At 55.7% G+C, this 20,904-nt stretch carries 27 protein-coding genes, 2 tRNA genes, 1 other RNA gene and 1 pseudogene; 23 read left to right on the forward strand and 8 right to left on the reverse strand.

From position 1 onward, the window contains the following. Positions 1–117: 117 nt before the first annotated feature. The 15 genes from SMC1_RS00475 to SMC1_RS11165 all read left to right on the forward strand — a co-directional run bounded on the left by SMC1_RS00475 (position 118) and on the right by SMC1_RS11165 (position 11,073). Positions 118–384, forward strand: a complete 267-nt coding sequence (locus SMC1_RS00475) for a hypothetical protein (protein WP_119084855.1) — start codon at positions 118–120, stop codon at positions 382–384. A 175-nt stretch (positions 385–559) separates the two neighbouring features. Then, positions 560–829 carry a hypothetical protein gene (locus tag SMC1_RS00480; protein ID WP_119084856.1) on the forward strand — a complete coding sequence of 90 codons (270 nt, stop codon included), beginning with the start codon at positions 560–562 and terminating at the stop codon, positions 827–829. 775 nt (positions 830–1,604) lie between these two features. Beyond that, complete coding sequence (locus SMC1_RS00485) at positions 1,605–2,174, forward strand: hypothetical protein (protein WP_119084857.1); 570 nt, start codon at positions 1,605–1,607, stop codon at positions 2,172–2,174. A gap of 35 nt (positions 2,175–2,209) precedes the next feature. After that, positions 2,210–2,392: a hypothetical protein gene (locus SMC1_RS00490; protein WP_119084858.1), complete on the forward strand. Its 183-nt coding sequence runs from the start codon at positions 2,210–2,212 to the stop codon at positions 2,390–2,392. Positions 2,393–2,593: 201 nt separating this feature from the next. Further along, complete coding sequence (locus SMC1_RS00495) at positions 2,594–3,358, forward strand: JAB domain-containing protein (protein WP_119084859.1); 765 nt, start codon at positions 2,594–2,596, stop codon at positions 3,356–3,358. A 73-nt stretch (positions 3,359–3,431) separates the two neighbouring features. Continuing rightward, positions 3,432–3,803: an ArdC family protein gene (locus SMC1_RS00500; RefSeq protein ID WP_119084860.1), complete on the forward strand. Its 372-nt coding sequence runs from the start codon at positions 3,432–3,434 to the stop codon at positions 3,801–3,803. Then, positions 3,800–4,012 (forward strand): hypothetical protein, encoded by a 213-nt coding sequence (locus SMC1_RS00505; RefSeq protein ID WP_119084861.1) that lies wholly within the window; start codon positions 3,800–3,802, stop codon positions 4,010–4,012. The genes SMC1_RS00500 and SMC1_RS00505 overlap by 4 nt, the downstream gene beginning before the upstream one ends. Before the next feature lie 69 nt (positions 4,013–4,081). Beyond that, entirely contained in the window at positions 4,082–4,465 is a 384-nt protein-coding gene (locus SMC1_RS00510) for a hypothetical protein (protein WP_126855125.1), read from the forward strand. Positions 4,466–4,708: 243 nt separating this feature from the next. After that, positions 4,709–4,972: a hypothetical protein gene (locus tag SMC1_RS00520; protein WP_119084864.1), complete on the forward strand. Its 264-nt coding sequence runs from the start codon at positions 4,709–4,711 to the stop codon at positions 4,970–4,972. A gap of 177 nt (positions 4,973–5,149) precedes the next feature. Then, positions 5,150–5,857 carry a Bro-N domain-containing protein gene (locus tag SMC1_RS00525; protein WP_165849099.1) on the forward strand — a complete coding sequence of 236 codons (708 nt, stop codon included), beginning with the start codon at positions 5,150–5,152 and terminating at the stop codon, positions 5,855–5,857. Positions 5,858–5,973: 116 nt separating this feature from the next. Beyond that, complete coding sequence (locus SMC1_RS00530; RefSeq protein WP_119084866.1) at positions 5,974–6,609, forward strand: hypothetical protein; 636 nt, start codon at positions 5,974–5,976, stop codon at positions 6,607–6,609. 514 nt (positions 6,610–7,123) lie between these two features. After that, a complete protein-coding gene (locus tag SMC1_RS10395) occupies positions 7,124–7,264 on the forward strand; it encodes a hypothetical protein (protein WP_165849095.1) in 141 nt (46 codons plus the stop codon). Positions 7,265–7,531: 267 nt separating this feature from the next. Further along, on the forward strand, positions 7,532–8,794 hold the full coding sequence (locus SMC1_RS00535; RefSeq protein WP_119084867.1) for a DnaA ATPase domain-containing protein: 1,263 nt from the start codon (positions 7,532–7,534) through the stop codon (positions 8,792–8,794). Positions 8,795–9,401: 607 nt separating this feature from the next. Then, positions 9,402–9,554: a hypothetical protein gene (locus SMC1_RS10400; protein ID WP_165849096.1), complete on the forward strand. Its 153-nt coding sequence runs from the start codon at positions 9,402–9,404 to the stop codon at positions 9,552–9,554. Beyond that, positions 9,547–11,073, forward strand: a complete 1,527-nt coding sequence (locus tag SMC1_RS11165) for a recombinase family protein (RefSeq protein WP_413814596.1) — start codon at positions 9,547–9,549, stop codon at positions 11,071–11,073. Before SMC1_RS10400 ends, SMC1_RS11165 begins: the two co-directional genes overlap by 8 nt. Here the strand turns inward: SMC1_RS11165 and SMC1_RS00545 are convergent. From SMC1_RS00545 to hisS, 7 genes are all read right to left on the reverse strand, one after another. Next, positions 11,033–11,107: transfer RNA gene (locus SMC1_RS00545), tRNA-Glu, on the reverse strand. The two genes, SMC1_RS11165 and SMC1_RS00545, sit on opposite strands and share 41 nt — an antisense overlap. Before the next feature lie 5 nt (positions 11,108–11,112). Further along, positions 11,113–11,186 (reverse strand) — tRNA-Gln (locus SMC1_RS00550). 70 nt (positions 11,187–11,256) lie between these two features. Continuing rightward, positions 11,257–11,502 (reverse strand): YtxH domain-containing protein, encoded by a 246-nt coding sequence (locus tag SMC1_RS00555; RefSeq protein ID WP_119084868.1) that lies wholly within the window; start codon positions 11,500–11,502, stop codon positions 11,257–11,259. After that, positions 11,499–11,894: a hypothetical protein gene (locus SMC1_RS00560; protein WP_119084869.1), complete on the reverse strand. Its 396-nt coding sequence runs from the start codon at positions 11,892–11,894 to the stop codon at positions 11,499–11,501. The genes SMC1_RS00555 and SMC1_RS00560 overlap by 4 nt, the downstream gene beginning before the upstream one ends. After that, positions 11,885–12,331 carry a SoxR reducing system RseC family protein gene (locus SMC1_RS00565; RefSeq protein WP_119084870.1) on the reverse strand — a complete coding sequence of 149 codons (447 nt, stop codon included), beginning with the start codon at positions 12,329–12,331 and terminating at the stop codon, positions 11,885–11,887. The genes SMC1_RS00560 and SMC1_RS00565 overlap by 10 nt, the downstream gene beginning before the upstream one ends. A gap of 30 nt (positions 12,332–12,361) precedes the next feature. After that, positions 12,362–12,537: non-coding RNA, 6S RNA (ssrS, locus tag SMC1_RS00570), on the reverse strand. Positions 12,538–12,608: 71 nt separating this feature from the next. Then, positions 12,609–13,868 carry a histidine--tRNA ligase gene (gene hisS, locus SMC1_RS00575; RefSeq protein WP_165849097.1) on the reverse strand — a complete coding sequence of 420 codons (1,260 nt, stop codon included), beginning with the start codon at positions 13,866–13,868 and terminating at the stop codon, positions 12,609–12,611. 232 nt (positions 13,869–14,100) lie between these two features. On the opposite strand from hisS, the gene SMC1_RS00580 reads away from it, so the two are divergent. Next, positions 14,101–14,895 carry a nuclease-related domain-containing protein gene (locus SMC1_RS00580; RefSeq protein ID WP_119084872.1) on the forward strand — a complete coding sequence of 265 codons (795 nt, stop codon included), beginning with the start codon at positions 14,101–14,103 and terminating at the stop codon, positions 14,893–14,895. A gap of 13 nt (positions 14,896–14,908) precedes the next feature. On the opposite strand, the gene SMC1_RS00585 is transcribed toward SMC1_RS00580, so the two are convergent. Further along, complete coding sequence (locus SMC1_RS00585) at positions 14,909–15,505, reverse strand: YdcF family protein (protein ID WP_119084873.1); 597 nt, start codon at positions 15,503–15,505, stop codon at positions 14,909–14,911. Between the two features lie 93 nt (positions 15,506–15,598). Here SMC1_RS00585 and dnaX point away from each other — a divergent pair, with 93 nt between their 5' ends. The 7 genes and pseudogenes from dnaX to SMC1_RS00620 form a co-directional block, all read left to right on the forward strand. Further along, positions 15,599–17,200, forward strand: a complete 1,602-nt coding sequence (gene dnaX / locus SMC1_RS00590) for a DNA polymerase III subunit gamma/tau (protein ID WP_119084874.1) — start codon at positions 15,599–15,601, stop codon at positions 17,198–17,200. Between the two features lie 20 nt (positions 17,201–17,220). Then, a complete protein-coding gene (locus SMC1_RS00595; protein WP_119084875.1) occupies positions 17,221–17,532 on the forward strand; it encodes a YbaB/EbfC family nucleoid-associated protein in 312 nt (103 codons plus the stop codon). 3 nt (positions 17,533–17,535) lie between these two features. Then, a complete protein-coding gene (gene recR, locus SMC1_RS00600; protein ID WP_119084876.1) occupies positions 17,536–18,138 on the forward strand; it encodes a recombination mediator RecR in 603 nt (200 codons plus the stop codon). A gap of 146 nt (positions 18,139–18,284) precedes the next feature. Then, the gene (locus tag SMC1_RS11170; protein ID WP_119084877.1) at positions 18,285–18,434 is read left to right on the forward strand and encodes a lmo0937 family membrane protein; all 150 of its coding nucleotides are present in this window, start codon (positions 18,285–18,287) and stop codon (positions 18,432–18,434) included. Positions 18,435–18,471: 37 nt separating this feature from the next. After that, on the forward strand, positions 18,472–18,858 hold the full coding sequence (locus tag SMC1_RS00610) for a hypothetical protein (RefSeq protein WP_207799242.1): 387 nt from the start codon (positions 18,472–18,474) through the stop codon (positions 18,856–18,858). Between the two features lie 159 nt (positions 18,859–19,017). Next, positions 19,018–19,348 (forward strand): annotated as a pseudogene (locus SMC1_RS11175) (hypothetical protein). A 99-nt stretch (positions 19,349–19,447) separates the two neighbouring features. Beyond that, positions 19,448–20,904, forward strand: a 1,457-nt coding sequence (locus SMC1_RS00620) for a 30S ribosomal protein S1 (protein WP_165849098.1), incomplete at its 3' end; no start/stop codon positions are given.

The raw sequence follows: 20,904 nt of genomic DNA on the forward strand, positions 1-20,904 counted from the left end.
GTGCAAGTGCCGTCGCCCCCAAAGCAACTACAAGGGCGGGGCGACGTTCCTGGTTCCTTTGTTCTTATACCCTCGTATGGTTTCCATACGACGGATTCCAATCCCTGGAGGTTTCCCATGTATAGAATCATAGCTGACGCTGGTGTTGAGTACCTCATGTCCGACGCTAAGCGCATCTCGTTTGTCCATACGCAGGCTAACCAGTCTCTCTCCGGCCTCAACAGATTACTCGCCCGCGCCAAGGGCACCCGCAAGGTCGACGGCAGGTACATGTTCATCCTTCCTGAACTCGACGCTCAGTTGACCTTTCAGCCCAAGAGCGGTGGACTCGCGTATGCAAAGGACGCAGATAACGACTTTGGTTGTGTCTTCCCTGACCTGTAGTACTTACTGTCCTCGCCCGCTCTTGAGTACACTACGGGCGATGACCTGCTCGCTCGGAAGGGAGCTCGCATGAAGTAACCGTGCGTACGTAAGCAACTACGCCTCCGCCTTCAACTACAAGGCGGCAGAGGCTTGCTGTCATCAGTGTGTTTATCCTACTAACTGGAGGCTTAATATGTCTACTACAGCTCGCGTCACTCTCCCTGTTGTTGGTACGGAAGGCAGCAACATCGGCGACTTTGGTAACGGCGCAGGAGCATTTGACTACACAACGTACGCGGAGTACCTTGCCCACGAGCAGGAACAGGACCGCTGCGCTGACATCGCCCACAGGGTAGATGCTGGCTTGAACGCAGAGGGCGACCTGAATGTTAGCCCTGAGGACATCGCCTGGTTCCGTGCTCATGTTACCAGTGAGCAGATGATTCCCTCCTGCCTCCTGTAAATCGTTCTACTACTCGCCCGCCACAACCTTCGTTCGTGGTTCGTACGAGGGAATCGACGGGCGAGTAGTCCTCTTTCATCAAGAGAAGTCTCCAGACTTTTCGTAAATCTGACAAAACCTGTCTCGTGCGTGTAGTGATGCACCCTCCACACGGGACAAGTTTTCTCCATGTCGTGGGATGCCGTCAATTATCAAGGAAGAGGGAGTTTCCAAGAGAGATTGTTCTCTGCCGAGTAATAAGGAAACCACCCTCCCATCTGATGAACACTCACTATTAACGAAGGTACACTACCCCCTTTTCTGTCGATCGTAGCATCCAATCCTCAATAGACATGTCAATATGCACTCCCATGCCACCTACCATCTCTTGAACAGCACTTCTGCGAGCCTCTCCCCCGGCCCAAAGTGTCAAAAGCAATATCGCATCTGCGATGTGCTGTTCACAAGTTCACAGTATGGTGTCTTCTCTCATCACTCTGATCCGTGGATAGCGTCCTCTTCCTCGCCCGCCAACAGCGGTGGACTCGAGCAGTTAGGTGCAAGTACGGCGGCCGCACAAAACGCACCCGCCTTTCCCATGGTTTGTGTTCTTCGAGACAGGGCAACTGCGCCTCCGCCAAAGCAACTACTACGGCAGCGGAGGCTTTCTTTGGTTGTTGTCTTTCTTCTCCTTTGTCGATTGAAGACTGGTGTGAACCAATCTTGAGTTGGCAACCGCTGACTCACATTCGCTCAGGCCCAGCAGTGCTGACGAATGAACCCCTGGAGGTGTACGATGTCTCAAACCGTTTCCCTACAGAGTTTGCTGAAAAGAACCATGCGTTCCAGTGACGGCAAGATTGTGACGAGCCCTATCAACGGCCGCGTCAGTTGCGTCCTGGATAATTGCGGTACTGCCAAGAAACTCGCCGACAATCATCTGCGCGTTCTCTTGTACGTGTACGACGCCAACACGGGCGATGTGGTCAGAGACGAGAAATCCCGTCCGTATACCTTCAACAGGCAGTACAAGAACCTGTCCGTGAGTCCGTGGCTGAGAACCGACACCGCGCATGAGTCCAATGCCCAAGTGAAACATGCAGTCGCGCATTGCGACGTGCTCCGTGACGAAAGAGGCAACTACCTGCTGAACGCTGACGGCACCCGCCAATTCAAGTGGTCCGTCGTGCCCGACACGTTCGTCTGGATTGCCAATGCAGAGCGTCCTGAACTTCAGGGGATGCACCAGTTCGGCGACACGTTCGAGAGCATTGTCCTCGAAGCCCAGACCAAGGGTGCAGATCTTGTGCCTGCCTGCGAGGATGACGCTGATCTCCTCGCCGACTTTGATCTCGAACGCGCGTAGTCTGCGCGACTTCCTTGTCTGCCACTGGAGATCCAATGACATCCTACACACTTGTTCTTCGCGATGCATGTGGGGCGAAGTTCCGGGAAGTCGTCTCTCTTGACCAGCTGAAGAGAGAGAACCCTGCCGACGCTCTGGACATCGAACTTGCCCTCACCGCCGGCAGAAATTTCCGGGTCCGTGACCGCAGAGGTTCACTAACCGTTTACGCGCATTAGCACGGAGCCTGGAGGGCATCGTCCTTCAGGCTGTCTGAGAAGGCTTTATTCGGGGGGACGCCGTACGTACGGCGTCCCCCTTTTTGCATGTCAGGCCCAGGCAACACATCCCGATCCGGGCTACTGCACGGCGCCTTCTACGTTCATTGCTCCACTGTCACCATTCCACTTCGTCGACAAACACCTTGAAAGGAGGTCACTATGCTTGAAGCGCTCTTTGTTGACACTGATGTGCATTCATCCATCACCTCACTCCGACCGGGAACCATGAAGACTGCGGACCTTGTCACCTATGTTCGTGAACGCACGACCGGCAGCCCAGTCACTCAGGACCCCAACACCAAGGCCGCGCTTGCCGTGATCCTCGGGCCAGAAGCAGCTGCTCGTTTGTTCGCGAAGGCGGCACGCGACCAACATGTCGAACGTCCCAGCTTGGCCGAACTGCTACGGGCACTGAGAACAGCGCCAGATACCTTCGAAGAGGTGCTTACAACAATGCAGACAGCACGTATCATGGCCGCAGCGGACCTCGCCCGCGCCCTGGTTCTCGAGCATGACCATCCGAAGACGGTCATCCGGGTCACCAGCGCGGAAGATGCGATCGACTATGTCCTCCACAACCTGGGCGCATTGCACGACGAGAGCAACGAACACTTTTTCGCCGTCTTGCTTGATATCCGGAACAAGGTCATCGGAGCACCTATTGAAGTCAGCCGAGGGAGCGTCAGCGCATCGGTCGTCGATCCTGCGGACATCGTCCGGGAAGCCTGCATCCACCACGCAAGTCGCGTCATTTTAGTGCACAACCATCCAAGCGGAGAGTGCGATCCCAGCAAGGAGGACCTCGACACCACCAACAAGATTGTCCAGGCACTGAAGTACGTCGGTGTCCGCGTCCTTGACCACATCATCGTGGGCAAAAGCCGCCAGAACTATTTCAGTTTCGCGAAGGCGGGATTGGTGTAGTGCCTCACCCATTTGCGCCACTGAACCCAGAAGCATCACGGAAGCCGGGGATCCACCGGCAAGGGAGAGAACTATGGAAGCGACTAGGAATCGTATCAGGGAACGCCGGAAGAGAGTCAACCACGCAGAACGCGCAGCCATGCAGACAGCTGCTCTTGGACGGGCACGGGAGGGGAGGACCTGTACGAATGACTTGCTGATTATCGCAGCATATGCAGCCAAAGGAATCGACGCCCACCCGCGTATCGATGTCTTCACGTTCAATGCGTGGAAGGCCCTCCACCGGCACGTCAGGAAAGGCGAGCATGGCATTCACGTTGCGATCTACGCGCACAAGGACACGGTGAAGTCCGACGGCACCACGGAAGAACAGAGTTTTCCCGTCTCCGCCGTTGTGTTTCACGTCACCCAGACCGATCCGGACACTGAGAATGTGACAGCATGAAGGGCGCAACGTTGAACGTTCTCCGAGTTCAATGGGAGCGCGCACTGCTTGAAGGTGACTTCGACAGAGTCGACAGAATCGTTTTTGCCCGCACCAGGATCGAGGCTCTTGCTCCGACCAGACAGAAGACCGAAAGACTTCCACAGGCGGAACCCAGGATGATTGTTGAACCGCCAACCGATGATGGCGACGAGTACGAGGGAAAGTAGCACTATGACAACCAGAACGCACTACCGTTGGATCGGAAACATGCGAGAGCCTATCAAGAAGGGAGGTGCATGATGGGCTTCACCGCTGAGCTCGCCACAGAGATTTGGGAACGACAACAGGTAATCCTGGAATCGGGAGTCACTTCGGAAGACATGCCCGATGTGCTGGACCGGGAACTCGCAGCACTCGAACGTTCTCTCGGCCGGTCGTTCGTCGACTCCTTCTACGCCGGCAAGATGAGCCATCTGGTCGAGGAAGAGGCAAATGCCTGGAATCAGTGGTTCAGGCAACTCAACAATGGGGATGCGGGCGTATGGTCCGAACTCTCAGATCGGATGCAGGCACTTTATGATGCCGAGGAATGTTACTTCTACGATTGTTATCGTCTGGCTGTCGAACAGGGCGACGCCGCCCGTGCCCATGGGGAGGAACGTCATCAGAAGTTTGCGTAGAAGGATCCACCGCCAGAACGAACTGCGGATGCAGCTTGAAACGGACCAAAGGACTTACGGGTCCATTGGCCGGGAGAACTCCCCGACGTTCGCTGGCTGGAAGGAGACGCCGGTTACTGATCTGATCGCTGTCCTCAACGACGAAAGAGCGTACGAAGTCATGCTCAAGGAGCGGCGGCACAAGGAAAGGCGTCCCGTTGAGGAAGAGGAAATCGTGGAGCAATGTTAACGAAAGGAGTTTACATGAACAAGAGTCTGCTTCAGGCAATAGCTTCAACGCTGGAGGACACCCAATCGATCCGGAACAGGATAAGCGGTATCAATGCGACAGACTCGCCTGCACCAGTAAGAATTCTTCTGCGGTCCGTCTTCACGCACTGCAACGCAATCGACTCGCTCCTCGAGGAAACTCTCGCTCGGTCATGCAGCTTGTCCGGCAACATGCTGCCCGTCGAGGAGGACGAAACCGATGACAGAGATCTCGTGCTTTCCGGAATCGTTCGATGAAGTGGTCCGGCTTGTCGTCCAAGGACAGATGGAAGCGGCAGGTATTGTCTGGGATGGCACCATGGAACGGATGGCTGAGTACGTTCAGGAAAACCAGACGAACGATAGAGGGCAGTAACGATGCCCAATTCAGAATTGCGGTTGTTCCAGTTCAACACTTCGCCCGTCCGCACGGTCATGGTCAATGGCGAGCCATGGTTCGTAGCCAAAGACATCAGCGACGTCCTCGAGTTCAGAGACACAGCCAATGCTCTACGCAGTCTCGAGGACTGTGAAAAGGATCTCCACATTGTGGAGACCCTTGGTGGAGACCAGTCTATGACTAGATCCGAAAAGGGTACCAGTAATGTTGGTACCCTTGGTGAAATTCAATCTATTCAGGAACTGGAGAGCTCTGCAAAGGGTGAGTGCAAAGCACCGACCCTCGGCACAACACAGTCGATTCAGAGACTCGAAGACCTCGAAAAGGGTGTAGGTTTAATCTACACCCTTGATGGAGACCAGTCTACGTCCGACTTGACGAAGGGTGTCCACAGTATGGACACCCTTCGTGGAGAGCAGTCTATACCCGATTCCATGAGGGGGGTGACTAGTATGAACTCCCTTGGTGGAAATCAGTCTATGACTATCGTTGCGGAAGCAGAGATGTACAAATTGGTGTTTACAAGCCGAGAGCCCCATGCGGAGGCGTTCACCAACTGGGTTGTGTCCGAAGTCCTTCCCGCTATCCGTAAGACAGGATCGTACAGTGCTGTCACCACAGAATCTGAACTTCCCACCACTTTCTCTCCGGCGCTCTACCTCGCCGCGAAACAGCAGGAGAAGATCGAGGAGCAACACGTGAGGCTGGTGTCTTCCTGTGCAGTACTGTCAACATGCTCTTGATGACGCCATCGACAGTGACCTCGAAGTGCACCAAGACGTGGCCCGAAGCAAAGATACAACCCAACTAAGAAGGCTATCAAAGAGCCCAAATCTACTAAACCAAGAGGAGAACTAAAATGCCAATGTACAAAGTCTCAAAAGCAGAAACACCAAAGTCATTCGATAAGAAAGACGGATCCGGTTCAGGCCAGATGCAAAAGATCGTCCTGAAGAGCGACGACGACCAGAAGGAGTACAAGTGTACCATCTTCTCGCCCGACGAAGTATTTATCGGGGATATTGTCGAAGCAACGATGAAGGGGTACAAGGAGAAGTTCAAGGAGTACCAGTTCACTGTCAAGACCGTGACTCCTGGCCCCCGCGAGATCCCGAACACCCCGAAGGAACCCAAGGTTTCCGTCGAAGGCGAAAAAGGGGGGTCTAATTCGAGATCTCCAGAAGATACCCTTAAGATAGTCCGCCAAGCAACACTTAAGGTTGTAGGGGGGCTGTTCCAGGGCAAGGGTGACATCGAGAACGTCGGTACCTACCTCGCCCTCGCAGACGAGATGACGGAATGGTGCATGACCGGAACGGTGACCCCGCGCATCACGAAAGAGGAGCGGGAGAACCTTGTGACGCAGTTCGGTTCAGTTGAGGGCGCAAGACTCGTCGCGATGAATGCTTTCAGTATCCCGTTCCTGCATCTGTTGACCCAGAAAGAATATGAGACCCTGGTGGGCGGGCCGACACGGACATCTCCCTTGGTCTGACGGCTGTCGGCACACCATTGGACTTGAGGAAAGCGACATGCAACTCATACCGCACGGAATCGCGGCAACTCAGCGTCGATGAACTCGAGTCACTGAAGATGCCCGATGGCATCACTCCCAGAAGAGAGTCTTGGTGCAACGCTTGGCTGGGACGCAGCAAACCAGACGATACCGATAACGTACGCGCCATAGCATAAAGCGATACGAACCCCTGGTCAGACCTACTGGCTGGGGGTTCGCCTCTTTCCAGAACCACAACGATACCGTTGGTGGGCGACACTCAGATTTCGAGGCGAGGGCCATACCTGAAGATATGAAGTGACCGCTGGGAAGGAGGGCATTGATTGCCAGCGGTCTCTTGCATGATAAAGCGGCTTTCTTGCTTTGCAATTCCCCGCATCACCCTATTGATAACGTCTGTGAGATCAACTTGGCTGGAAGGGGATGCTCGATCCCAGGTTCCATCCCGAGGATGCACTGATGGACTATCAACACGGTCCAGCTGAGTACGGACATGGATAGACTTCGTGACATACGTCAAGGCCTTCGCCCCGCAAAGGCGGAAAAGGAACACATGGGTGCAGAGATAGCAGGAATCATCATCGTCATTTTCTTCTGCTTGCTGGCATGGTGGTACATCAACAACGACGGATAGGGAGGACCGCGCTGGCGCCCGCCCCTGTTCATCAAATGCGCCCCGGACGGCGAGGTCCAGTTAGAAGCGAGCTGGAGAAGGGAAGGCTGACCGTCCAACCAGGGCATGCACACCTAGCGCACGGTTTACTAGAGTTCATGGAACAAAATATCCAGTTCATGTGTCTAAGTCATGGTAGACAGATACCATAGTGCATAGCGCGGTCATGAAGGGGTACTTGACAAATCCTGAAAGTGTGCTATACTGTTTTTATCGGGAGGAGGTCACATGACGATTGAAGAACTGCTGCCGGATGAGCCGGCTAACATAGTCCACAAGAGGATTCTACGCGGGATCACCTTCCGCCGGGAACCCGGGAGACTGGTGGCCGAATGCGAAAACACTACACAGGTCCAATACATCGACCTGGTTGTGTCACAGCTCTTGCTGGCCACGGCACGGAAACGGTTCCGAGACAGCTCGCTCACCGAATGCAAGGTAGAGATCGCCGCTGCCGGAGTACATCGTACGCTGCCGTTGGTACCGGAGGGGAAGAACGTGCGGAGAGTTCCTCACCCCGAGCACTCCTTCGGCATCTATGTTCCGGGCGAAAGGAACCGGGAAGCGGTTGGATCAATAGTCAGGTTCGCGGAATCCGCAGGATCGGGTCATACAGGAGGAAGGCTCTTGTACGTCTACGGCCCGAAGGGCGCTGGCAAGACACATTTGCTTGGGGCAGTCGTCAACGAGTGGGTGTCCAACGCACTCCAGTCTCAGGCTTATGAGGCAGTGGAACTCCTTAGTGAGATCTCTTCGTTGAGAACGCGCGTCGGCCAGAGCCTTGCGTCCTATTGGAGACTGCAACTGACACAGGCACCATATCTCGCTATCGACGATGTCGACGTGTTCATGGAAGCCGGAATGGAATGGACGCAGGTCCACCTCCACATGATTCTCGAAGCGCTCGAAGAGACCTCGGGATATGGCATCATTACGGGGACCCATGCCCCCGACGACAAAGGCTACCACGTCGCCCCGGTTCTGGCGGCGGTCCTGCAGAAGGCAGAGGTGGTAGAACTCAAGGCGGCAGACCTGTCGATGCGCCGCGCGATCGCCTGGAACTGCTTCCGGTACGGTCATGTAGCGGTCGCGGACGACGTACTCGATTTCATTGCTCATTCGGTTGTGGACGTACCACGGATGCTGCTGGTCTGTCATATCGTCTCTATGCTCGCCGCAAGTGGCGACTCGGTAGGGATCAAGACCGTCCAGTCCATACTCCACAAGAGGGGAGTGCCGAAGCGGGCGGAGGACGATCAGACGGTCGCCAGGAAGACTGTTGCGGCAGCCATCGAGGCGATGGGCGAACAGGTGCCGGTGGAACGTATCTCCGGACGGCGCCTTGGAAAGGAAATGAACGTGCTGCGCAACCGGATCGTCGTGCAGCTGGTCGAGGAGAAGCAGTTCAAGCAGAAGATGGTCGCAGAGGCGCTTGGCATCTCGACCCAGATGATCAGTCTCATTATGAAAGAGGCAAAGGAGGGCTTCTAGCTCAACCTGCACTGTAGCACGCGACCATCGAGACGTTGCGTTTGAAAAGCGGCCAAAGGTGCCGCAAGGAAACTGGAGTCAGCTGCTCGGAGTTGCCCTGTAGCAACCAATGAGAAGCAACTGCTCTCGGAACAACTGGGGCGAACTGCCCCGTAAGACTAATCTCCTTCCCTTCAAACACGAACCAAGAACCCGAACCCTGGCAGGCGAGCGCTTTGTCTCGCCCGATGCCAGAGGAAGGTTGTGGTTCGGCGGCGCAAGGATATGACCTTCGCCCTCCCTGACTTTCGGAGCGTTTGCAGACCGACAACCTATGACGCGGGAGGCTCAGCTCCTCTCTACGGCTCACCAACAATGCGCGATACGCCGCGACAGACCACTGCCTGCAGGGCACACGCATTGCCACGCTCCGAGCGCACGTCATGTGCGTATCCGCGGCAGGGTGCCCGCATCCTCAATGGAACATGCCCCATGGGACAACAGACTACATGAACAGTGAGTACAGAAATGCAGGACATTCAGATATGGTATCAATGCCTGGCAACAGAACGCTGGAACCAGCCTCTTCACTGCCGAGTGAGCATGTGACCGTCGTGGGGTCGCAGGCATGATTGACAACGAGGTTCTTCGTGGAAGAATGCAAGCGGAACTGGACGTGCTGGGCCTTGCTGGAGAGGACGCCGACAAAGTCGTCCGGGAGTTGAATTTCCTATCTTGTCTGCTGATTGAGGCCACGCGCGAAAGGAGACTCAATGGCTGAGATAACTGAACGAAAACGAGCTGTCATCTACACACGCGTCTCGTCGGTGGAGCAAACCAAAGGATTCAGCCTCGAGACGCAAGAGCGTTGCTGCCGTGACTATGCAGTCGGGCTTGGCTACGATGTCGCCAAGGTCTTCGTGGAGCGCGGCGAGAGTGCCAAGACCGCTGACCGCACCGAACTCCAGTCCATGCTCAGATACATGGCCTTGAACTCGAAGAGCCTAGAGGCCCTGATCGTCTACAAGGTCGACCGCCTGGACCGCAACACGATGGACCATGGCCAGCTCAAGGTTCTCTTCAAGCGCTACGGATTGCGCCTACTCTCGGCCACCGAGAGTTTCGACGACACTCCTGTTGGCAAGCTCATGGAGAACCAGCTCGCCGGGTTTGCGCAGTTTGACAATGACATTCGGAGTGAACGCTGCAGGAACGGGATGATCGCGGCCGCAGCCTCAGGCAGGTACGTCTGGGTGGCCCCCCTCGGATACCTCAACGGCAATTCGAGGAACGGTCCGAGCCTCGTACTCGATACTCCCGAGGTTGTGCGGCTCGTACGTAAGTCGTTCGAGCTGGTAGATACCGGGCTCACTCTCCCAGAGGCTAGGCAACAAGTGACGAAGGAGGGTCTTCGAACCTCGAAGGGGAAGGCGCTGAGTGCCAACGGCTTTCGGAAGATGCTGACACGCAAGACCTACACAGGATCCTTCACGGCTTTCGAGGAGACAGTGCGTGGTGACTTCGAAGCCATAGTTCCCGAGGAGGTCTTCCTGAGAGTGCAGCCGAAGCTGCACCGAGCAAGGAGCACAGGGAGGATAGTGGCCTATCGCATCAACAACCCTGACTTTCCCCTGCGCGGTGCAGTCAGATGCGCGAAGTGCGGGACCCTGCTTACCGCCAGTAACTCAACCGGTCATGGAGGCAGGTATGGCTACTACCGCTGTCCCCAGTGCGGGGGACCGAGTCTAGGGAAGGCGCAAGTGGAGGGCCAATTCACCCAGCTCCTGAATAGCGTAAGCCTAGAGCCGGCTCTGACGAAGCTTCTTGGTCTGGCAATTGACGCCAACCTCGAGTCCAAGAGGTCGATGGGTGTGAAGCAGATGTCACAATTGAAGGTGAGGCTTGGAGCACTGGGTACGCGCCACCGGCAGATACTGGACAAGTCCCTCTCGGGAGTCTTCTCCGATTCGGACACCAAGAGGTTGCTCTCTGAAACTGAACAGGAAAGCGATGACGTCCAAGCCCAGATAGCTCTTGCCGAAGGCTCAGAGCTAGTGCCCGAACAAGTGATCAAGACAGGGCTGGCAATTCTTCAGGACATGGGGACGTTCTGGCAGAAGGCTGGCCTGACGACTAGACAGCAACTCCAAAGGTTCTTATTCCCGGAAGGAATCCCGTTTGGCCAGTCAGGTTTTGGAACATGCAAAACCGCCTTCTGTATACAGCAGAAGGCGGTTGTCTCGATGGCTGAAAATACTGTGGTAGCGCCGAGGAGAATTGAACTCCTGTTTGGGGATTGAGAGCCCCCCGAACTAACCACTGTTCTACAGCGCCATACTTGGCTGAGGAAGATGGATTCGAACCATCATCGGTAGCTCCAGAGGCTACTGTCCTACCGTTGGACGATTCCCCAACACAACCGAGAGTATACCAAGAACTTGCCCTGAATCAAGATGCCTGGGCGCGAAATTGCCTGGAGGCACTCAGGGATTGGTGTCTGTGGATTCCTCGATCTCGATCCCATCCTGCGTCAGGAGTTCGCGACCTTTCTCCTTGATGGTCTCCGTTTGATCGCTGATTTCCTTACCCAGTTCGAAAGCCTTGTCTTTCAGCAGCTTGCGCGTTTCTTCTCCACTCTGGGGGGCGAGAACCAACGCTGCCAAGGCTCCAACAATGCCACCCATCAGCAGTCCGCCCATGAACGATCCACAATCATTGCGCCCACTCATGATTTCCTCCTTAGGAAGATGGACTTGAAAATCTTGTACGCCGACACCACACTTATGGCAGTGCCCACCATTCTCGGCAGCAGGCCGCTATCTCGGCCGGAAGCTCCCGCGGGCAATACTCTCACAGCCATATCGGCAGATGCCGTGAGCTTCGTCAGCTGTCTTGCCAACTGGTCGAAGTGTTGCTCTGAGACCTGGGTTGACTGCATCAGTCTGACTGCCTCCGACTTCAGATCGTCAGCCTGTTTCTGCACGTCGACCATCGTGGCAGAAAGACTCTTTGAGAACTCCCCAAGCTTGCGTCCAAGGACGAGGACGGCTATGGCTGCGGAGATCATGCCGAGGACGATAACAATGTCTAGTACCCAGATCGCATTCATGTTCACTGGCATATGGTCACCTCCTGATCGAGTTTGTTTACAACAGTGGCGGTGGGGTTCAACCGCATGGCAACCCTATGTGAAAGGATAATGCCGGGGATCAGCATGACGAATCCAGCCACAACAGGAGGTGCCATGGACAGGCTTCCGCTCAGTCCTGCCAAAGATGAGAATCCATAACCGCCGAGCACCCCTGCCAGAAAGGCAACCAGCGGAACCCCGTACATAATCGCGGATGCCTTGAGAATAATCGAATCGTCGAGCGACACTTCAACCAAGTCTCCCTGAGCAATCTCGGGGGGAGCAATCGCCCTGACGGTCGGGCTGCTCTCCTTGCTGCCTATACAGAATTGGGTTAGAGAGCATGACGCACATCCGTCCCGTGGCAGCAGTCGAATGGTGACGACGCCTCCATCACGCGCGATCACCAAACCTCGATCAGTCTGCATATGAATCCCGCGCTCGCTCACATATCAAGAGGCCACCCCACAAGGTCGTGCCTTGACGAAGCTTTTGAACCTGCCTAAGCAGGTGGGAGCACAAAGTTCCCTGCTTCAAGAACACTGCGAAGCGCTCGTATCCACAGGGTATCTGCTTCCGAGTGATTTGTGTTGGCTCAAACCCGTCAAGTGGTTCACGGGCATCGCAGGGTGACACAACACTATTATACCTCAAAACACAGGAAAACCAACGCAAGCCCCCGCGCATGCCTGAATGCCTCCAGCTCTACTTCTGGACAGTACTGGCAAGGCAAGCGGCCACGTCAGCCAGTGCCACCGTCAACTGGGAACCTGACGTCAGGTCTTTCACGGTGCAGGTGCCTGCCGCAATCTCGTCTTCACCGAGGATGAGTGCCATGCGCCCCCCCCTCTTGGATGCCCGTGCCAGTTGTTTTCCAAACCCATCCTGGCGCGTATCCAGATCCAGGGCCCAGCCCGTGTCGGCCAAGGTACGCCTCAACTCGAAGGCGACAGCCGTGGCCATGTCCGAGTGAACGATGTACACTCGGGGGGTTGCCAGCGAACCAGTGAGCTCGGGGTAGCGCGCTGTCAGCACGGAAGTAAGGCGTTCAAGTCCAAGACCCCAGCCGACGGCAGGAGTAGCCGGTCCTCCCAGGTGACGGATGAGATAGTCGTAGCGGCCCCCTCCCAAGAGGGCATTCTGCGCACCGAGATCCTCAGAGATAACCTCAAATACAGTCTTGGTGTAGTAGTCAAGGCCTCGGACCAGTCTGTGGTTGAGGCGATACGGAATCTTCAGAGAGTCGAGAGTCGACAGCAGGCGGTGAAAATGGTCCTCGCAGTCTGTGCACAGATAGTCCGCGGACTTTGGCAGCGACTCCAGGAGTAACGGATCTTCGCGCTTGCAGTCGAGCACGCGGAGAGGGTTGTCGCTCATGCGTCTCTTGCAGTTCTCACACAGCTCGCCCTCATGCGCTGCCAGCGCAGCCCGGAGGGCGTCCTTGTAGGCGGGTCGACAGTTGTCATCGCCGATGCTGTTGATATCGACGGACAAGTGTGCCAGGCCGAGTCTTGACAACATTGTCATGACCATGTCGATGACCTCTGCATCCTGAACTGGCGATTGCTCGCCGAGAGCCTCGACTCCGAAGCTGTGGAACTCGCGCTTGCGCCCACTCTGAGGCTGCTCATATCGGAAGAACGACCCCATGTAGTAGAACTTGGCCGGAGAAGGCTGCAGATTCATCTGGTGTTCTATGTATGCGCGACACGTTGCAGCTGTGCCTTCAGGGCGCAGGACGAGATGACGCCCCTTCTTGTCCGGAAAGGCATACATTTCCTTCTCGACGATGTCGGTGCTTTGCCCAACCGACGTGGAGAAGAGCTCCTCCATCTCGATGGTCGGAGTGCGGATCTCTTCGTAGCCATAAGCTTTGGCAGTGTTAGCCATGGTTCTCTCCACATGCTGCCACAGAAGGACTTCGGGTGATGTTATGTCGCTGGTCCCCTTGACTGACTTGATCATGACGATCCTCCAAACGTATATGCTAGTCAGTATAGTTGCTGGGTGCGAAAAGAAAACCGACCTGTTTGTGGGGAGGCAGCCTGGAGTGGTTGCTGACTGCAACACGTGATGAACAGCAGTCGATGTGGGAGGCATTGGGTTGCACGTGGACGACAAGAGTGTAAACTAAAAAAGTTGGGGCTTTTTCTGGGTGGTTCTGGTGACTCGGGGCAGTCTTTTCACGGGAGAGTGGATGGCACAAGTTCATGGCAAGGCTGGAGCAACTACATATCATAAGGGCGATCGGCTCATGTACCGGGCTCTTGTTCCCATGCTGATGATGGGAATTCTGATTTATCTCCTGTTCCGGTCAGGAGTCCGGTCTGCTGGCTTCTTTGGTGCTGGAGCGGCGTGCGTCGTCGTGGCTCTGGGATTCTGGTGTGCGCGCGATGTATTCAGTTTGGAAGCTGCTGCCGACCAGTACTATGGTGGGGCGGGCGGCGAGTACGATGTCGGCGTTGTTCTCTCACGACTACCACAGGAGTTCCACGTGTTCAACGGCCTCGGCTTCTATGCCGGCGATGTCGATCATATCGTTGTCGGCCCAACTGGCGTCTTTGTCGTTGAGACGAAGAACCATCCCGGCACTATCAGTTTGAGGGACGGACGTCTGTGCAGGAACGGCGAACTTCTGAACCATGATTTCGTGCGCCAGGCCACATCGGAAGCGATGTATGTGAAGGGACGGCTGAAACCACAGGTTCCGTGCCATGTACGGCCTCTGGTCGTCTTTGTCAGGGCGAAGGTGCGCGTTCGAACAGCAGTCGGGGGCGTGCGGGTTGTTGCTCTTTCCTCCCTCATCGACGCCATCGTGGGTCGGGCGCCATCTCTGTCGCCCGAGGACATTCGACGGTATGCAAGACGGCTTGAGGGCCTCGACATAGCGGTCGCTTCGCAACCGGCGCAGGAGTCACGAGGAGCACTGAGGTTCAGCCGTGGTGTATCGCTTGCCGGGGCTGTCATCCGGGCTTTGTCCGTATCGCATTGACAAGGCGTTCCTGCTAATCAGGTGACACGGCGAAGACAAGCAGGTCCTTAAACAATGCAAGCTCCTCGCGGGCTATTGCTCTTGCTCTCTGCAGGGCACTGAGCCAGACAGGTGTCTTGGCGGGTGGGTTGGTGAATGCCTGCAGACCGTACAGGCGGGCCAGTACCATGATTCGCGCCATGTGAAAGGGCGATGAGACCATCAGGCAAGAGGTCAGGGCGTTCCCCTGCATGTAGCGCTTGAGGTTTATCAGCGTTTGAGCTGTGGTGACGCCTGCGTTGTCGAATATCAGGGCGCTGCGAGGGACCCCCTGCTCGATAGCGACAGCGCCCATGACGTCCGATTCACTCAGATTCGACCCCGTAGGGCCTCCGGACAGAAACAGCAGCGGAGCGCGCTCTTCGCGATACAGTTGAACCGCCCACAAGATGCGCGCTTCGAGCTCCGGCGATGGACTGTCTCCCCAGACCGCAGCTCCGAACAGACAAATCACGTCAGCCCGCTCAGATTGTTGCTTATACCCATACAGGTCGATGCCCGCATAGGTCAGAGCGAGAATGGCGCCTGCCGTACATATGATTATGATGAGTGTTCGGAAGAATCGTTTCACTCAAACAGTATAGGCTGGCACCTCGGTGCCTCAAGAAGTCGTGGTCTGAGCTTTTCTTGCAATGACGCGTGCGGGCAATATACTACAAACACTATGGCATCCACTGAGCGCTACGTTTCACTATACCGAAAGTACCGTCCTACCACGTTCGACGGCGTCATTGGTCAGGAGACGGTCGTACGTATTCTGAAAGGGTCGGTCGATACCGGCAGGACCTCCCATGCGTACTTGTTTGCTGGTCCCAAGGGTACCGGCAAGACGACGGTAGCCCGCATACTGGCAAAAGCCCTGAACTGCGACAAGGGACCCAGCAGCCATCCCTGCATGGAATGCGAACACTGCAGAGCTATCACGTCAGGGACGGACATCGACGTCATCGAGATCGATGCTGCCAGCAACCGGGGCATCGACGAGATCAGAGACTTGCGTGAGTCCACCAGGTTCGTTCCCGCTCGCAGTCGCAAGAAGATCTTCATCATCGATGAAGCCCATATGCTCACCGTCCAGGCATTCAACGCACTTTTGAAGACGCTCGAGGAACCGCCCGACTACGTCGTGTTCATCCTCTCAACGACAGAACCTCAAAAACTGCCTGAGACGATCCTGTCCCGGTGTCAGCGGTTCGATTTCAAGCGGATTTCGGAAACGGCCATGTTTCAATACCTTCAGGGCCTTCGGAACATTGAGGCTCCAAACATAAGCGACGAGGCCCTTCACCAGATTGTTGCCCTCAGCGGGGGTTCGATGAGAGGCGCTATAGGTCTTGTCGACCAGTTCTCCGTGTTTGGAGCCGAATCAGTGTCTGGCGCGACCGTGCTGGACCTGCTGGGGCTGCCGACCGAAGAGAACATCTCCTTGCTTGTCGAGGCTCTGCTGTCTCGCAATCCGAAGGCAGTCAGTTCCGTTCTGGACCAGTTGGAACGAAGTGGAATAGAGCCTGCTGACCTGCTGGAGAGGACGATTGCTCTTATCAGTGGGTATATTCTTGACAAGGTGACGCTCCGGACTCGGAGTTCAGATGACGTCCCGACCGATCGCCTCAAGACGTTCCCGGACGCAGCTCTGGTGAACCTTGCAGCGGCCTTTGCGCGAATCCAGCAGCAGTCAGCTTACCTGTCGGATCCGTACCCTCTTGTTCAGACGTTCCTGCTCGCAATGGCCCTCGACCTGCCGATGGGTCTCGATCGTCCGCGTGAAGAGCTCTCCCGTGAAGTGCAGTTCGCGAGTAGTCAGGATGCGCCGAGGCCTGCGGTCCCGCAGATGGAGACTGTACAGAAGGTTGTTGAGGTGTCTCCCGGCAGCCCTGACGAGACAGTTCCAGAAACCAGAAGCACATCCGCAGGGGAGCCTGCAGAACAGTGGGCGCACTTTAAGGCACTTGTCTCTGACGCCAGCAAGCCCATCGGGGTGATGCTGCAAGCGCTCGATGTTCGCGAAGTCAGGGTCGACCAGGGCGTCCTGTGGATTGTTCTCGGTCCCAAGACCAAGCTGTTCCGTACAATGCTCGAGCAAAAGCAGGACGAAGTCCTTGTCCCAGCGGCGCGGTCTGCCTACGCAGTCGACCAGGTCAAGCTGGTCGAGGAGGGATCCCAGGAGCCGGCACAGCAGGAAACCGTGGCAGAGGTTCCGGTGGACGACAAGCTGGAATTGCTCAAGAAGACGTTCGACGCGACGGAGTCGCTGTTCGACTCTTGAGGTGATACGGGAGGAGCCATATGTACAACGTCAACAATCTCATGAAGCAGGCCCAGAAGATGCAGGAAGATGCAGCACGCGCCGACCGGGAGCTGCTGGATCGCAGGATATCTGCCACCTCAGGGGGAGGTGCCGTCACGGCTGTCGTCAATGGCAAGAAAGACCTCATCGGTATCAGCATCCAGGCGGATTTCGATCTTGGCGATGCTGAAATGGCTGCCGATCTTGTCGTGGCTGCCGTGCACGAGGCCCAGGCGGAGGCAGACCGTCAGGCCGAGGAGGTCATGAAGAAGGTCACGGCCGGCATGCCCCATATTCCCGGACTCGGGTAAGCGGTGTTCCTGCCCAAGCGTTTCATCGAGGTTTCCGCCAGGCTGAGCAGTCTGCCCGGCATCGGACCGAAGGCTGCTGACAGGCTGGTGTTCTATCTACTGGACCAGCCCGAGGAGGACATACATGCCTTGGCTGAAGCTCTCATGGCTGCGAAGCGCGAGATAACCTTCTGCAGACGGTGCGGCAATTTGGCTCAGGGCGATCTCTGTGAAGTGTGCCAGGATTCGTCCCGAGACGCGAAACTGCTGTGTGTTGTCGAGGAGATACGTGACCTCTCTGCGATTGAGAAAACAGGGGCCTACCGTGGCCTCTACCATGTTCTGCACGGCCGAATCGACCCGATAGCTCGTGTGGGACCCGGAGAACTCCAGCTCGACCGCCTTGTCGAACGAATACGGCTGGACGATGTGAGAGAGGTCATTATTGCGACAAATCCCAACTTCAACGGCGACATCACTGCGATGTACATCGCAAAGTTGCTGGCTGCATCGGAAGTGCGCGTAACGCGCATTGCCACGGGTATCCCCAAGGGGAGTGACCTGGAGTTTGCTGATATGTTCACGCTGACTCAGGCTCTCGAGAAGAGGACGGACGTCCAAACCTGAAATCTCGCGTTGTCAGGAATGTGTGTGGAAACAGGTCTATGGGATAGAATTGAGGTTTTGCAACTTAGTGGTATAATCAGCAACGTTGGGAACTATCCAGCGCGCAAGGACCTTCTGCGTACGATATCAACAAAGGAGGACAAAGTATGTTATGGACAATTGCTGTTATTCTCGTCGTCTTATGGATTCTTGGTATGGTCACTTCGTATACTATGGGCGGATTAATTCACATTCTTCTCGTACTTGCGATCATTGCAGTTGTGGTAAACCTGATTAGAGGGAATAGTCACGATTAGAGGGAAGAGGGCACTCTAGCTACCAGGAGGCGGAACAATGGAACAAACGACCAACCGAACGGAGACGCGAAATACCGAACCGGAAAATCATACTGCAAAACGTGTTGTTGGCGTAATCTTCGCCGTAGTCGAAGTCATTCTGGCCTTTCGCTTGGTTTTCAAAGGGCTGGGAGCAAACCCGACAAATGGCTTTGTACGTGGCATCTATGGTGTCACTCAGTTTCTTGTGGGAATCTTTGAAGGCATTTTTTCCCGGGCTACCACCAGTGGCGCGGAGACCACGGCGGTCTTTGAGCCTGCAACTCTCATTGTGATGGTGGTTATCGCCCTGATCGTCTGGGCTGTGCTAAAGCTGATGACGCCGCACACTGGAACCCGTGTGGAAAGAACCGAATACACGGAGCATCACGACCAGGGAAAGTGAGTATCTAGTCAAGCGGGTCGCTGATTTGTACGAAATTGACACTGAATAACAGCCAGGCAGGTTGGCATTTTCGCCAATCTACCTTTTTGTTGTTTATATGTCAAATATGCCCCGGTCCTCTAAAACTGAACACTGAATAATGTCATCTCACCCCAGCGTGTGGCGCGGGGCATTGCGGACAACGCCTCAAACGCAGTCCTTGCCAAACTCAATCAGTTCGGCACGCTGTCCGAAACGCTCGATAAGATGGGGATGACGGTGAGCAACGGTTGGAAGGCTATCGTTTCTCAGCGTTCTGGTGAGACATCAGACACACATTGCTGACTGGGTCGCCGGCCTCAACATCGGTCAAATCGAGACTGGGTCATTGTCGAGATCGGAGCGTACCGAGAAGCGTAATCGGCTGTTGGAGATCGAGGACAATCGCGGCGGAACTGCCCGGTTTGCGGGCACGACCGTTTCTGCTGGCAAATCCAACGTCAGCAGGTAGTGACGCGGGCTCAAAGGGTTTGACAAGCATTCATTTTGGCTTTATACTAAAAAACTGATTTTCATTCATCCTTAATTGCGAGGAGTCAACATGGTGGACATGGACAAACACGTTGGAACAGAAACCACAGGTGAAACGGATGGACTTTTTGAAGTGAAGAACCTGCTTGCAGCAGTCGAACAACCTATTGTTCCGGCTGCCCACGCGGCAGAGGAAAAGACTCCAGAAGAAGCGGCCGCACCAAAGAAGGCCGAAACCGAGACCGAACAGGCCGAGGTTGCAGGTGACGAGACAAAAGTGTCTGAGCTCGAGGCAGCGCTTGTCGCAGACTTGTCGCCCAAGGCCGGATACGCGCCACGTCTGCTGCGGCGCGGGGACGTTATTGACGTCTCCGTCGTTAAGCTCGAGCGTGACGGGATCATGGTCAATGCCGGCGGAAAGGGAGACTACTATATCCCGCTCAACCGCTTGACTATGCGTACTGATGTAGCTGTCGGCGAAATTGCGCACGTTGGCGAAACGATGAAGGTGGCTGTCGTCAAGGAAGAGGATGAACAAGGCACGGCAGTCCTTTCCAAGCTGAAGGCTGATCAGGAAGAGGTCTGGACTGATGTCGAGAAGTACTTCGAGGAACAGACGATCGTCACTGCCAAAGTCACCAAGGCCATCAAGGGTGGTCTGCTTGTTGACATCGGTGTGCCCTGTTTCCTGCCTCAATCACAGGTTGCCAGCGACTACCGCAACAACCTGCCTTCTCTGGTTGGCCAGGACATTCCCGTCAAGGTCACCGAATTCGACAAAAGACTTCGCCGAATCATCGCCTCTCATCGTGCAGCGATGCAGGTTATCCGCCAGAAGCAGAAGAAGGAATTCTTCACAAAGATCCAGCCGGGAGATATCTATGAGGGCACTGTCAACGGTATCGCTGAGTTCGGTGCATTCGTGGACATCGGGTATGGGGTCGAAGGTCTGGTCCATCTCTCAGAGCTGACTTACGGTCGTCGCCGTCCTGTCGAGGAGATCGTCCAGAAGAAGGACAAGGTCAAGGTGAAGGTTCTCAAGGTCGACCCGGAGACAGGCAAGGTCTCGTTGAGCATCAAGCAGACGAAGCCACATCCTTGGGAAACCATCGAGGAAGACTACCCTGTCGGCATGATCCTCCAGGGGGCAGTGATTCGCATCCTGACCTTCGGAGCAATCATCGAGCTTTCAGAAGGTGTCACTGGCCTCCTGCACATTTCACAGATCTCCAACGACAAGATTCGCAAGGTCGAAGATGTGCTGAACGTGGGAGACGTTGTCAAGGTTCGTGTGCTCGAGGTCCTGAAGGAAGAACGCAAGGTCAAGCTGAGTATGAAGGGCGTCGAAGGCAACGAGAACTTGTTCGGACGTGAGCCCGGGCGGGAGACGCCGCCAGTGGAGACTGGGTCGGATATGCATGCAACCTATAACGCTGTCGTCGAGACCAAGCCCGTCGAACCCGAAGTCGTCGAACCCGAAGTCGTCAAGCCCGAAGTCGTCGAACCCGAGGTCGTCAAGCCCAAGCCCGTCGAGCC

It is taken from the genome of Candidatus Cryosericum septentrionale (genome assembly GCF_003570995.1).
GTDB classification, from domain to species: domain Bacteria; phylum Caldisericota; class Caldisericia; order Cryosericales; family Cryosericaceae; genus Cryosericum; species Cryosericum septentrionale.